Source organism: Nocardia yamanashiensis NBRC 100130, from assembly GCF_001613325.1.
Taxonomy (GTDB): domain Bacteria; phylum Actinomycetota; class Actinomycetes; order Mycobacteriales; family Mycobacteriaceae; genus Nocardia; species Nocardia yamanashiensis.
Window position 1 is genome coordinate 372437 of record NZ_BDCD01000016.1, and the last position, 12948, is coordinate 385384.

At 70.1% G+C, this 12948-nt stretch carries 11 protein-coding genes; 5 read left to right on the forward strand and 6 right to left on the reverse strand.

Annotated features, from left to right (window positions below):
• Positions 1-133 precede the first annotated feature (133 nt).
• Positions 134-493, forward strand: coding sequence for a hypothetical protein (locus NY1_RS18320; protein WP_067714345.1), 360 nt, complete (start codon positions 134-136; stop codon positions 491-493).
• On the opposite strand, the gene NY1_RS18325 is transcribed toward NY1_RS18320, so the two are convergent.
• The 4 genes from NY1_RS18325 to NY1_RS44040 form a co-directional block, all read right to left on the reverse strand.
• Complete coding sequence (locus tag NY1_RS18325) at positions 452-901, reverse strand: DUF5984 family protein (protein WP_067714348.1); 450 nt, start codon at positions 899-901, stop codon at positions 452-454. The two genes, NY1_RS18320 and NY1_RS18325, sit on opposite strands and share 42 nt — an antisense overlap.
• An 89-nt stretch (positions 902-990) precedes the next feature.
• Positions 991-1503, reverse strand: coding sequence for a L,D-transpeptidase (locus tag NY1_RS18330; RefSeq protein ID WP_233040675.1), 513 nt, complete (start codon positions 1501-1503; stop codon positions 991-993).
• Positions 1504-1703: 200 nt separating this feature from the next.
• Entirely contained in the window at positions 1704-2897 is a 1194-nt protein-coding gene (locus NY1_RS18335; protein ID WP_233434377.1) for an MlaD family protein, read from the reverse strand.
• Between the two features lie 50 nt (positions 2898-2947).
• The gene (locus tag NY1_RS44040) at positions 2948-3628 is read right to left on the reverse strand and encodes a helix-turn-helix transcriptional regulator (RefSeq protein ID WP_067714353.1); all 681 of its coding nucleotides are present in this window, start codon (positions 3626-3628) and stop codon (positions 2948-2950) included.
• Between the two features lie 116 nt (positions 3629-3744).
• Here NY1_RS44040 and NY1_RS18345 point away from each other — a divergent pair, with 116 nt between their 5' ends.
• Both NY1_RS18345 and NY1_RS18350 read left to right on the forward strand, forming a co-directional pair.
• Entirely contained in the window at positions 3745-4929 is a 1185-nt protein-coding gene (locus tag NY1_RS18345; RefSeq protein WP_067714356.1) for an acyl-CoA dehydrogenase family protein, read from the forward strand.
• 16 nt (positions 4930-4945) lie between these two features.
• A complete protein-coding gene (locus NY1_RS18350; protein ID WP_067714359.1) occupies positions 4946-6016 on the forward strand; it encodes an acyl-CoA dehydrogenase family protein in 1071 nt (356 codons plus the stop codon).
• A gap of 269 nt (positions 6017-6285) precedes the next feature.
• Here NY1_RS18350 and NY1_RS18355 read toward each other — a convergent pair whose 3' ends face one another.
• The gene (locus NY1_RS18355; RefSeq protein WP_084535076.1) at positions 6286-9180 is read right to left on the reverse strand and encodes an AfsR/SARP family transcriptional regulator; all 2895 of its coding nucleotides are present in this window, start codon (positions 9178-9180) and stop codon (positions 6286-6288) included.
• A 134-nt stretch (positions 9181-9314) separates the two neighbouring features.
• Between NY1_RS18355 and NY1_RS18360 the strand changes: the two genes are divergently transcribed.
• Positions 9315-10724, forward strand: a complete 1410-nt coding sequence (locus tag NY1_RS18360; RefSeq protein ID WP_067714365.1) for a DHA2 family efflux MFS transporter permease subunit — start codon at positions 9315-9317, stop codon at positions 10722-10724.
• 6 nt (positions 10725-10730) lie between these two features.
• On the opposite strand, the gene NY1_RS18365 is transcribed toward NY1_RS18360, so the two are convergent.
• Positions 10731-12011 (reverse strand): DoxX family membrane protein, encoded by a 1281-nt coding sequence (locus tag NY1_RS18365; protein ID WP_067714367.1) that lies wholly within the window; start codon positions 12009-12011, stop codon positions 10731-10733.
• A gap of 178 nt (positions 12012-12189) precedes the next feature.
• On the opposite strand from NY1_RS18365, the gene NY1_RS18370 reads away from it, so the two are divergent.
• The gene (locus NY1_RS18370; protein WP_067714370.1) at positions 12190-12948 is read left to right on the forward strand and encodes an RsiV family protein; all 759 of its coding nucleotides are present in this window, start codon (positions 12190-12192) and stop codon (positions 12946-12948) included.

Below are 12948 nucleotides of genomic sequence, written 5' to 3' on the forward strand. Positions count from 1 at the left end.
ACCAGACCGACCCCGTCCGTCTCGACCCGTTATCCCAGAGCCTTATGCTCCACTTTTCCCACCGGATACGAGGAAACCGCCCGAAACCCTGTAAAAGTGGAGCAAAAGGCTCATCGGCACGGAAGGGGTGTGTATGCCGATCGAGGAAGCCCGCACGAGCCGCCTCGTCCTGTGGGCGGTCGCCGCCTGGGGTGCGATCGCCGCCGTGCTGACCGCACCGTTCGCCGCCGGACTGGTCGGCGTACTCTTCCGCTTCCCCATCCCCTTCGGCGAGCCCGCCCGCGGCCTCGAAGACATCCTGAACGCGATCATGGCCTCGGTCTTCTACCTGATCTGGGGCGAAGGCGTCATCCTGGCCGGACTGGGCGGCACCGCAGGCTATTTCATCGCCCGCCGATTCGGCCCGGGCCTGCTCCGCTCACTGGCCCTCGCGGTCTCCGCGGCCTTCGGCCTAGCCCTGTTCGGCGGCTTGATCCTCGCGGCGATCGGCTGAACCCAGCAGCAACGGCAGCACGGCACGTACCGCCTCCCAATCGGTGCCGACCGACCGCTGCAACGCCCGGGCCAGCCACGTGCTGCGATCGGCGTGTTCACGAACGAGCCCGGGCAGATCGAGTTCCACCGACGGCGGCGCACCGGACGCGGTGAGGTGATCGACCCGCGCCTGCATCGCCGCGATCAGCCGATCGTGGAAACCGGTTATCTCCACCCACGGCTGGCCTTCCCGGCGGCCTTCGGTATCCGAGCGCTCGATCGTGTGCGCGGCATATCGCAGGAGTTCGATCCCGTCCGCTTCCAGGCAGTACCGCCCGTCGGTCAGCCCGAACCAATGGAAGGTTCGATCCCGTCCCCACGGACGCACCCGGTCGATCGGGGTGAGGTCGAATCGAATACGGAGCACCGGCTGATGGAACCGGATCAGCGGGGGAAGAGCAAGGCTCCCTCCTGGTTTACAGGAGGGAGCCTTGGGAATACTTGCGGTGGTGCAGGTTACGTGACGACCTCTACGACGTCGCCGACGTTCATGTAGTTGAAGAACTCGCGGGCCCCGTCGGGGGTCATGCGGATGCAGCCGTGGGACTGTTTTTCCACCGGTCCGATGTGGAACGCGATGTCGCCGTTGAAGAACATGGCGTATTCCATCGGGGCGTTGTGCATGGTGCTCCAGTGGAAGGGCTTCTTGAGGAAGACCTTGAAGACGCCCGGCGGGGTTTCGTAGCCGGGCATACCGTGCGAGATGGGGGTGGGGCCGAAGACGACCTTGCCGTTATCCATCAACCAGGCCTCGTTGGTGCTGAGGCGCAGGCAGGCGCGCGCGGCGCCGCTGCACGGAGCTACGACCGGTGCGGGAGCGGTGTCCGGGATGATCGATGGAACACCCGGGACATCCGGTCCGCCCGGCCATAACGGGTCGGCGTGGGCGGGCGCGGTCGCGAGACCGGCGGTGGCGACACCGACCAGTACCGCGGAGCGCGCCATCGCGCCGAGAGAACGCTTGCTCATCATCGAGATTCAGACCTCTCTAGCCTTGCCCGCCACCCTTGCTGGTTCCGCCTGCGAGGGCGAAGGGACATCACGTTGGGACAAGCATGGGACCGTGGGAGGTACCGCTGATCATTCTTAACCGTGCCGAGCGGGATTCGTGGGACAAACCGCCACGGACGCGCCGACACGCGAGCCTGCGGGGGTGGACGCGCCGGTGATCAGCGGATCGGCGGCAGGGTGCGTTCGTTCGGGTCGGCGCCGGCGGGCATGTGCGCGCCATTGTCGGGGACATTCGGGCGGGGCGCGTTGACCGAGCCCCGGATCTGCTGATCGGGCGGCGGATTGTCGCAATAGTTCCAGCGGCCGAGGGTGCCGTCCTGCACCACGTAGTGCGGGCTGGGCTTGGTCGAATACTGGCACCACGGCCGCATCCAGATGTCCACGATGGTGTAGAACTCGTTGTCGTGCGCCGGAACTCCCATGGCCTGCGTCCCGGGCACCAGCGCGGGGAACAGCGCGCGCAGCGCGGGAATGCGCAGTTGCGCCGCCCGGACGATGGCGGTCATGGTGACCACCAGCCGCTGGATCGGATCGTCATTGCGGTCCAGGGTTTCCACCGCCACGGCCAGCTGCCCGGGCGCGCGATCGAGCAGCGTGCGCAATTCGGCGTTGGCGGCGTCGGCCTGATCGATCAGCGTGCGCGAATTACGGGTCAGGGTGCCCAGATCCGGTTGCGCCTGCGAGGTGGTCGAGGCGATGGTGCGCAGGCTCGCGATCAGATTGACCGTCTGCGGCAGCAGATTGTCCAGGCCGTGGGTGGCCAGGCTGACGCCGTCGATCAGCGCCCGCAGCTGTTCCTTGCCGCCGCTGAGCGCCGTGTCGAGCTCATCCAGGATGACGGCGTATTTGTCCGGATCGATCTGGGAGATCAGGTCGTTCGTGCTGGCGAGCGCCGCCCACACCGGCGTCGGCGTGCTGATCTGCTCGGGGTCGAAACGGATCACGTCCCCGTCGTGCAGGTACGGCGCGGTATCGGTGTGCGGCCGGAAGTCCAGGTACTGCTCCCCGGCACCCGACAGCGCCCCCACCGCGATGGCGGTATCGGCCGGAATCTTGTACTTGTCGTCGATGTCCGCGGTCGCGGCGATCCCCGCCCCGCCGTCGATGATGTCGACCGCCCGCACTTGCCCGACGCGATAGCCCCGCCACGTCACGTCATTGCCAGCCTGTAGCCCACCCGAGCGATCGAGATGCACTGTGACGGCATAGGTTCCGCCCGGCAGCCGCACCCGCGCCACGTCCACCGCCAGATATCCGGCGCCGACCAGCAGGATGCCCACCAGGCTGAGATTGGAGATCAAGGTCTTGTGCTCACGCAGTACGCCCACGAACCCGCCTTCATTGCCGATCACGGACAAAAAGTTCGGTGCACAGCAAACACTCGGCGAAACTGCGGGCAATACTAGCCGGGGGTGCGGAGCAGACCCAGTTCGGCCGCGCGGACACCGATCTGGAACCGCGTGGCGACGCCGAGACGCGCCATCAGGTCGGCGACATGCCGGCGATAGGTGCGCAGCGACACGCCCAGGCGGCGAGCGGCGGTCTCGTCCTTGAGGCCCAGCGCGAGGGTGTGCAGCACGGCGCGCAGGACTTCGTCGATCTCGGGACGGACCGGGTCCAGCGCGGTGGCCAGGCCCGCCGCCGATTCCCAGGCCAGGCGCGCGAATTGATCCAGGGCGCGCAGCAGCGCCGGTTCCCGGATCAGATAGGCGTACGGGTGCGCCGCGCCCGCACCGCTCCACAGCACCGCCAGCCGCCGGTCGATGATGAGCGCGTTGTGGAAGTCGTTGCCGGTGATCCGGATCTGCGCGCCCAGCGACGAATGCCGCAGCAGCGGTTGGCGGTCGCGGGCATCGAGATAGTCGGGGGAGTACAGCAGCCGCACCTGTTTCCCGGTGGCCGGCAGGTCACCCACCACCACCTGGCCGAGCCGGTAATGCGTGGGCGAACGGGTGGGATTCGAGACCGCCACCACCGCTTCGCGTTCGGCGCGCGAGAGCAGGCGCTGGACATCGTCGTCCCAGTGCCCGTCCTGGCTGAAGCGGACGATCCCGCCGCGCGCCGGCCTCGCGTCCCGCGTCATGCTCCTGCCTCTCCGTTCACCTCATCATTACGGGCCGCGGTTCGCCGCTGTCAACGGTGATGGCAGCTTCCTGCCACGGCCCGCACCCAGGGCGCCCCGGTTCCTAGCGTCGGTGCATGCACATCGATTTCACCGACGAGCAGCGGCAGCTGCGGAAACAATTGCGCGAGTACTTCGCGGAGCTGATGACACCCGAACGCCGGGCGGGGTTGCGGCGCGGGCCGGGCGGGGAGCACGGCGACGGCGCGGTCTACCGGGAGGTGGTGCGGCAGCTCGGGGCCGACGGGTGGCTGGTGCTGGGCTGGCCGCGCGAACACGGCGGGCAGGGGCGGTCCATGGTGGATCAGCTCATCTTCAACGACGAGGCCGCGGCGGCGGGGGTGCCGCTGCCGTATCTGACCGTGAACACGGTGGGGCCGACCATCATGCGGTACGGGACGGCGGAACAGCGCGCGTACTACCTGCCGCGGATCGCCCGGGGCGAAATCCATTTCTCCATCGGGTATTCCGAGCCGGAAGCCGGGACCGATCTGGCTTCGCTGCGGACGCGCGCGGTGCGGGACGGGGACGAGTACGTGATCAACGGCGAGAAGATGTGGACCAGCCTGATCGAGTACGCGGACTATGTGTGGCTGGCCGCGCGCACCGATCCGGCGGCGGGGAAGCACGGCGGGCTGTCGATCCTGGTGGTTCCCACCGGGGCGCAAGGGTTTTCGTGGACGAAGGTGCACACGATGGCCGGGGTCGGGACGAGCGCGACCTACTACTCGGGGGTGCGGGTGCCGGCGGAGAACGTGGTCGGGGGCGTGAATCAGGGCTGGGCGCTGATCACCAATCAGCTCAATCACGAACGGGTGGCGTTGAGTTCGGCTGCGCCGCTGCGGGAATCGTTGCGGCAGGTGCGGGCGTGGGCGCAGCGGACGGCGGCCCCGGACGGCGGGCGGGTCATCGACGCCGAATGGGTGCGCCTCCACCTGGCCCGGGTGCACGCGCACGCCGAGTATTTGAAGCTGCGGAACTGGCGGACGGCGGCGGCTGCCGATGCGGGGGAGCTCGGGCCCGCGGAGGCGTCGGCGACCAAGGTGTTCGGCACCGAATTCGCCACGGAGGGTTACCGATTGCTCATGGAGGTGCTGGGCGCGGAATCGATGCTGCGGGAGGACGCGCCCGGGGCGCTGCTGCGCGGGCGCATCGAACGCTTCCACCGGTCCTCGCTGATTCTCACCTTCGGCGGCGGGGTCAACGAGGTGCAGCGCGACATCATCGCCAAGACCGCCCTCGCGCTGCCGGTCACCCGCTGAAAGAAGGAGTACGGCAATGGATTTCGAATACACCGAAGCGCAGCGGGACCTGTCCGGGCTGGCCCGCGACCTGTGCGCCGAACGGGCCTGGAACGCCACCGGATTCGACCCGGAGCTCTGGCGCGCCATGGCCGCCGCCGGTCTGCTCGATGCCGCGCTGCCCGAACCCGCCGGGGGTGCCGGGTTCGACGTGCTGGAGCAGTGCGCGATCCTGATCGAACTCGGCCGCACGCTCGCACCCGCGCCGTACGCGACCGGTATCGCGGTGGCGGCGGCGACCATCGCGCGCTTCGGGAACGAGGCGCAGGTACGGCGCTGGGTGGGGCCGGTGCTCGCCGGGGAGGCGACCATCGCACCGGCGCTGGCGCGCGGCGTGGTCGCGTTCGAAGCCGAACGGCAGGGCGAACTCTGGCGTATCGAGGGCGCGCAGTCGGTGGTCGCCGCGGGTGCGTTCGCGGGAGCGTTCCTGGTCGAGGCGCGAGCGGGCGCGGATTCGCTACTGCTGCTGGTGGATCGCGATACCGACGGTGTGAGCGTCACCGCGCAACATGTCGTCGACGGTCATGACGCGGCACTGCTGGAACTGCGCGATGTCGTCGTCGGCCCGGCGCACGCGCTCAGCGCTCCAGGAGCCGCCGCCTGGGCGTGTCGCCGCGCGACCATCGCCACCTGCGCCCATCAGCTCGGCGTGCTGACCCGCGCCCTCGAACTGACCTGCGAGTACGCCCGCACCAGAAAGCAATTCGACAAGCCGATCGGCGCCTTCCAGGCCGTGCGGCAGCGCCTGGCCGATGCCTTCATCGACGTCGAAGCCGTCCGGCTCACGCTGTGGCAGGCGGCGTGGCGCGAATCCCGGGGTCTGCCCGCCGATTCCGAAATCGCCGTGGCCAAGTTCTGGGCGGCCGAAGCCGGGCACCGGGTGGCGCATACGGCCGTGCACGTGCACGCCAGTACCGGGATCTACCAGGACTATCCGCTGCAGCGTTATTTCCTGGCCGCCAAGCGCGCCGAATTCGAGTCCGGTTCCGCGGTTGCCCAGCTGCGCGGGCTCGGCCTGCTCTTGGCCGCCGAGCCCGCGGACGCCTGAGGCGCGATCACGCGGTCGGCGAGCAGACCGGCCCACCAGGTGATGCGGGCGCGGCCCAGGACCAGGCGGTCGCCCGCCGCGGTCCAGGCCTCGGCGGTGCTGCCGCCCAGGCGTGCCGTGGTGATCCGGGCATGTGTCCACCGCATGCGCACCCCTCGTGCCCACGCGGCCATGGCCGTCGCGTTCGCCGTCACCGTGACCTCCCTTTTCATCGGTGGTGGCGTGAGGGAAACCCTGCCAGGCCCGGATAAAAAGCGAATAAACGTTCTCTATTGAGGGGGCGGGCCGAACAACGCCGCGGGGGTCGGGGCGGGGAGGCCCGCGCGGCGGAAGATCTCGGCGGCGTCGCGGAGTTCGGCTTCGGCGGCGGCGGTGTCGCCGCGGGCGGCGCGGGCGGCGGCGCGCAGGGCCATGGCGCGGGCGCGGTCGAGGGGGTCGGCGGCTTCGGCGAAAAGGTCCAGGGCGTGGGTGGCTTCGGATTCGGCGGCGGGGACGCGGCCGGCGCGCAGGTGGATCTGGGCCAGGCGGGTGCGGGCCCAGCCTTCCCAGAGGCGGACGCCATTGCGGCGGGCGATGGCCACCGCCTCGTCGCCGAGTTCACGGGCGCGCTCGTGCTCGCCGAGCATGGAGCGGGTGGCGGCCAGTTCGTGGGTGGCCCAGCCGAGCGCGACGGGGTTGGAGGCTTCCCGGGCCAGGGCGATGGCGCGGTCGGCCACCGCCACGGCCTCGTCGTATTGCCCGGATTCGCACAGGGTCCGGGTGGCCAGGGCGAGAATCCAGGCCTCCATGGAGCGGTCGCCTTCGGCGCGGGAAAGGGCCAGGGCGTTGGCGTAGTGGCGGTGCGAATCCTTGGTATTGCCCATGCGGCGGTCGGCCACACCCAGCAGGACCTCGGTCAGGATCTGCAAGCGACGGTCCGCGGCATCGGACGGCGGCGAAATCGGTTGCAGGAACTCCATACTCGCCTCGATCTCGCCCAGACCGACCTGCAGCAGCGCGCCGATGGCCACCCGCAGACGCCGGGCCGGGGTGGCGTGATCCTCCCGGATCGCGGTGTGCAGCAGGGCTTTCAACGCATCGGCGAGTTCGCGGGCGCGAGTCCCCGCGTCCATGAGTTCGGCCATCACCCAGGCCAGATCGGCGGCCACCGCGACCGCCGGACCGCCGATACGCGCGGCCTGCCGGTGCAGGGCGATGACGACGGGACGTTCGATATCGTTCCAGCACTGACCTTCCGCCCCATTGGCGAAGGTGCGCCCGGGCACTTTGGTCGGCACCAGCAGCCGGGTGGTATTGCTGTAATCGATGGCGCAGAGCAGGTTCTTGGCGCTGGCCAGGTAGTAGTCGAGCAGCCGCACCAGAATTGCGGACTCGTCCTCCCCGGAGGTCCCGTCCGGGTCGTGCGCGGCGGCCAGGCGGGCCGCGAACAGGCGCAGCAGATCGTGGAAGCGGTAGCGGCCGGGCGCGGTGGTCTCCAGCAGGTTCAGATCCACCAGGGATTCGCACAGCTGCTCGGCCCGCGCCACCGGCACCCCGAGCACCGCGGCGGCCCCGTCGGCGGGGAAGTCCGGGACGTCATTGCGGGCCAGCATGCGAAATGCCCTGGCCTGCTGGTCGTTCAACTGCCCGTAGCCGAGCTGGAAGGCGGCTTCGACGGCCAGTTCGCCGGTTTGCAGCACGTCCAGGCGCTGGTTCGCGTCGGCCAGGCGATCGGCCAGGGCGGTGAGGGTCCACTGCGGGCGCACCGCCAGCCGGGCCCCGACGATCCGGACCGCGAGCGGCAGCCGCGCGCACAGCGCGATCACGGTGTGCGCCGCATCCCGTTCGGCCGCAACGCGTTCCGCGCCTAGGATGCGGGTCAGCAGCGTCATGGCCTCTTCGGTCTCCAGCACGTCGAGGCGGGTGCGGCGCAGTGCGGGCAGTTCGGTGAGCACCGAGCGGCTGGTGACCAGTACGGCGGTGCCGGGCGTGCCGGGCAGCAGCGGAGCCACCTGGGCGCTGTCGCGGGCATTGTCGAGCACCACCAGAACGCGCTTGTCGCACAACAGGGTTCGCAATTGCGCGGCGCGGTCGTCGACAGTGGAGGGGATATCGCCTTCCGCGACGCCGAGCCCGCGCAGGAACCCGCCCAGGGCTTCCCCGGGCGAGACCGGTTCGGGATCGACCCCGCGCAGGTTCACATACAGCTGCCCGTCCGGGAAGCGATCGCGCACCCGGTGGGCGACGTGCAGGGCGAGCGCGGTCTTGCCGACCCCGCCCATACCGCCGACCGCCGAGATCACCACGGTGCTGCCGTCGCCGGTGAGTTCGGCCGCGATCTCCTCGGTGACCCGGGAGCGCCCGGTGAAATCGGCTATGTCGGGCGGCAATTGGGCCGGGGCGGGCGCGGGACGCGGGGCGCGCAGCACCGGCGGCAGATCGGCGCGCAGGATGCGGGTGTGCACGGCGCTCAACTCCGGTCCGGGCTCCACGCCGATGCCCTCCACCAGCGCCCGCCGCGCGCGCCCGTACTCCTCGAGCGCCTCCGCCTGCCGGCCGCAGTGATAGAGCGCGGTCATCAGCAGCGCCCGGAACCGTTCCCGCAGCGGATGCTCGTCGATGAGCGGGCCCAGTTCGGTGACCGCGTCGGCGCTGCGGCCGGTTTCGATGTCCAGGCTGAGCCGGTCCTCGAGAATGGCCAGCCGCCACTGCTCGAGCCGGGCCCGCTGGCGTTCGGCGTACGGTCCGGGCAGTCCGCTCAGGGGCGCGCCCTGCCATTGCGCCAGCGCCGCCTCGAGAGTGTCGCGCGCTTCGACCGGGTCGTCGTCGCGCAATTGCCCGGCCGCGGTGACCCGGTCGACGACGGCGTCGATATCGGTGCAGCCGGCCGGAACGCGCAGGGCGTAGCCGTCGCCGACCGAGACCAGCAGGTTCGACGGCCCGCGCATGGTGCGCTCGGGTTCGAGTTCGCGGCGGAGCTTGGCCACGTGGGTGCGCAACGCCGGGACCGCGCGCAGCACCGGGTCGTCGCCCCAGATGCCTTCGACGAGTTCGGCCGCCGTCACCGCCTTGCCCTCGCGCAGCAGCAGTGCCACCAGCACGGCGCGCCGTTGTGGCGGGCCCAGATCCAAGGGCGTGTCTCCGCGCCAAGCCCGGACCTCGCCCAATACCGCGAACTTCAACAAACCGACCTCCCCGTTCGGGCAGTGTAATGGTCGCCTGGCTCGTTGATCCGGCGACTATTCAACACCGATCACGGCCCCCCATCGTGGAATATCGGCCCGCTCGACGGGTTCGGTGACAAACCGGGGGAGGGAATATGGCTCATCGGGTATCCGGGGAGGCCGGAAACACGGGGGCGCGAGCGGTATCGGCGGTGGTGTGCGCGGCGTCGTTCCTGACGTTTCTGGACGTGTCGGTGGTGAACATCGCCTTTCCGAGCATCGCCCGATCCTTCAGCGGGACAGGGCAATCCGTGCTCACCTGGGTGGTGAGCGGGTACAGCGTGACGTTCGCGGCCGGGCTCGCGCCCGCCGGGCGGCTGGCCGATGTGATCGGGCGGGGGCGGTTGTTCCTGCTCGGACTGGCCGGATTCGTGCTCACTTCCCTCGCCTGCGCGCTCGCGCCGTCGGCGGCAGCGCTCATCGCGGCGCGGCTGCTGCAAGGGGTGACGGCGGCGGTGGTGGTGCCCGCGTCGGTGGGATTGCTGCTGGGGGTGGTCGCGCCGGAGCGGCGGCCGGGGGCCATCGGAACCTGGACGGCCACCAATGGATTGGGCGCGGTGCTCGGGCCGGTGCTGGGCGGGTTGCTGGTGGATCAGTTCGGATGGCGGGGGATCTTCGCCATCAATATCCCGATCGGGCTGGTGCTCTTGGTCGTCGGTCTGCGCTTCGTGCCGATGGATCGCCCCCGGACCCGCGCCCCGCTGCCGGATGCCCTGGGCGCGTTGCTCTTCGCGACCGGCACCGGGTCCATCGTCGCCGCGATCACCCGGGGCCAGGATTGGGGCTGGATCGCCCCGCTCACGGTATCCCTGCTGCTGGGCGGTCTGGTTCTGCTGCTGCTGGCTTTGCTTCGCGCCCGCACCCACCGCAGCCCCGCCGTCGATCTCGGACTGTGGCGCAACGGTTTGTTCGCGCGCACCAGCCTGGCGTCGGCGGTGATCGGCCTGGCGTTGTTCGCGCACATGCTAATCGGCCCGATCTTCCTGGCCGAGATCTGGCACTACTCCGTGGTCAAGGCCTCGTTCGTGCTCACCATCGCGGCCGTCGGCGCCATGCTGACCTCGATCGTGGTGGGCAGGATCGGCACTCCGAACAATGCGGGCCGACTGGCCGCCCTGGGCGCACTGCTGTTCGCGGCGGGCGCGACCCTGCTCGGCACGCACGCGCTCACCGCCACCGAACGCCTGTGGACGGTGTGGGCTCCGGCCGCCGCGGTCATCGGCCTCGGTATCGGATTGTCGTTCGCCGCCTTGGGAATCGCCGCGTCGGCCGCCATCCCGGAGGACGAGTTCGCGGCCGGGCTCGGCATGAATTTCACGGTCCGGCAGGTCGGGGGCGGTTTCGGCATCGCGATTCTGGCCGCGCTGGTCTCCGCGCACGGCATCCATCTGCTCGATGCCGTGCACGAGCTCTACCGGGTGGAGGCCGTGGTCCTGCTGGCCGCGGCGCCGCTGTGCCTGACCCTGCGGCCCGCCCGGACCACCGCCCCCGTCACCGTCACCTGACCGGAATCAGCCGCGCCGCTCCTCGATGCGATCGCGCGCCGATTCCGCCGCCCGCGCCCCGCGATCGAGCACGTTCTCGGCGAGCACCGCGCCGCGATCCAGGGCATCCCCGGCCAGCCGCGCGCCGCGATCCCGTGCCGTCTCGGCAACGCTCGCACTGCGATCACGCGCGAGCCTGGCCGCCTGACGCCGCCGCCCGCGCGCGGTCCGCGCGGCCCGCACACCCCGATCGTGCGCGGCGTCCGCAGCCCGCTGCCGCCGCTCACGCGCGGTCTCGGCGACCTGTGCGCCCCGATCCCGCGCGGTATCGGCCAGATCGGCCCCACGCTCCCGGGCGGCTTCGGCCAGCTCCGCACCCCGCCCGCGGGCGGTATCGGCGAAGTCCGCTCCGCGTTCGCGTGCGGTTCCGGCGAAGTCCGCTCCGCGCTCGCGGGCCGTTTCGGCGAGTTCAGCGCCGCGCTCGCGTGCGGTTCCCGCGAACTCGGCACCACGTTCACGTGCGGTCTCGGCGAACTCGGCGCCGCGCTCACGTGCCGTCTCGGCGAGGTCCGCCCCGCGGACTTTGGCCACCTCGACCAGATGCCCGCCCCGGCGTTTGGCGATATCGGCGAATTCGCGGCTGCGGTCGCCGACGGTTTCGGCCAGGTCCGCGCCCTGTTCCTTGGCGGTCTCGGCCCAGTGCGGGGCTTCCGACTGGACGGTGTCGGCCAGTTCGGCGATGCGTTCCTTGGTGTGCCCGGCCGCCACCCGGGTGTGGGCGAGGGCTTCTTCCAGGCCCTTGCGCACGGCGGCGTAGCTGTCGTCGGAGGCGTGGGTGAGCGGCAGGCTCGCGGAAACCTTTGCGGCGGCGCGTTTTCCGCGCCAGGCGAGGGACGGTTTGCCCGCGGTGTCGGAGGCCGCGATCATGAGGCCACCCAGCAGGCTGACGTCCTTGATGAACCCCAGGCGTTTGACGGCGCGGCGCTCGGGGTCCGGTTCGTCCCAGAAATTGTGTTCGATGGCGGTGGCGGGGACGAGGGTGGCGGCCAGCACCGTGGACGCGATGCGGGGCACCCGGCCGAAGGCGAGCAGGGCGGCGGCGCCGACCTGGACCATGGCATTGACCCGGACCACCTGGCCGGGATCGGAGGGGAGTTTGGCGGCGTACTGCTCGGGCAGCCGCCGCTCTCCGTGCTGGACGAGCGTGGCGGCCATCTTGGTGCGGGGCTCGGGGTTGGCGAGGGTGGTGAGCCCGTCGGCGATGAACGCGGACGCCAGCAGTGGACGGGCGATTCGTCGAATCAGCATGTTCGGATTCCTTTCCGACCAGGCAGTGCCCACTGGCGAACCTGGCAAACCCCCGCTCGGCGGCGCGTCGGCAGCGAATCACCGGGCCATTGGTCATCCATTGGTACATCCGGAGCGAACCGGCCGATCCTTATGGTGAGCACCGGGCAGAGGCGGTGCCGGAATATCGGGAGGGATCGTGCGCATCACCACAGTCGGCCTGATCACCGCCGCCACGCTGGCCGTGGCGGTAACGGGTTGTGCCACCGACGGAACGTCCACGGTGCCCAGCACCGGCCGCCCCACCGTCGTGCAGACCGTGGAATCGTCACCGCCCAGCGACGCCTCGGTAATCACCGCGACGACGGTGCGGGTCAACGGCAAACAGGGGACGCTCACCTACGACGTCGAGGTGCCGCAGCTGGAGGGCACCGGCAGGGACGCCGCCGTCAAGGAATTCAACGACGGTATGCGGACCACCTTGCAGAGCATCATTGCCGCGCGGTCCGATGCGGTGAAGCTGACCGGGGTCACCGATGAGAACAAGGTCGAATATCTCGGCACGAAGGTCGCGTCCGGCATCATGTGGCTCACCCTCGATTTCGGCGGCGCGCATCCGATCGCGGTGCTGGCCACCCATGTGACGAACCTGGACACCGCCAAGCAGATCCGGATCGCGGACCTGTTCGGCACCGAACAGGACGGGCTGGCCAAACTGTCCACGCTGGCCACCGAGAAGCTGAAGAAGGGCAAGTACGCGAGCGTCATCGACACCGACGGCCTGACCCCGACTCGTGATCACTTCCAGTACTGGACGGCCACTCCCGAGGGCATGCACATCTATTTCGATCAGGGTCAGGCTGCGCCGCCCGTGGCCGGTGTGGTCGATGTGACCATCGACTGGTCGGCGCTGAGCAGCGTGCTGAAGCCGGGCATGAAAGAGGTGCTCGCCAGCTGA

What these genes read in the sequence shown, in the direction of transcription:
- NY1_RS18350 (WP_067714359.1), top strand. Translation starts at nt 4,946, where the DNA reads ATGGATTTCGAATACACCGAAGCGCAGCGGGACCTGTCCGGGCTGGCC.
- NY1_RS18330 (WP_233040675.1), bottom strand. Translation starts at nt 1,503, where the DNA reads ATGAGCAAGCGTTCTCTCGGCGCGATGGCGCGCTCCGCGGTACTGGTC.
- NY1_RS18360 (WP_067714365.1), top strand. Translation starts at nt 9,315, where the DNA reads ATGGCTCATCGGGTATCCGGGGAGGCCGGAAACACGGGGGCGCGAGCG.
- NY1_RS44040 (WP_067714353.1), bottom strand. Translation starts at nt 3,628, where the DNA reads ATGACGCGGGACGCGAGGCCGGCGCGCGGCGGGATCGTCCGCTTCAGC.
- NY1_RS18365 (WP_067714367.1), bottom strand. Translation starts at nt 12,011, where the DNA reads ATGCTGATTCGACGAATCGCCCGTCCACTGCTGGCGTCCGCGTTCATC.
- NY1_RS18345 (WP_067714356.1), top strand. Translation starts at nt 3,745, where the DNA reads ATGCACATCGATTTCACCGACGAGCAGCGGCAGCTGCGGAAACAATTG.
- NY1_RS18320 (WP_067714345.1), top strand. Translation starts at nt 134, where the DNA reads ATGCCGATCGAGGAAGCCCGCACGAGCCGCCTCGTCCTGTGGGCGGTC.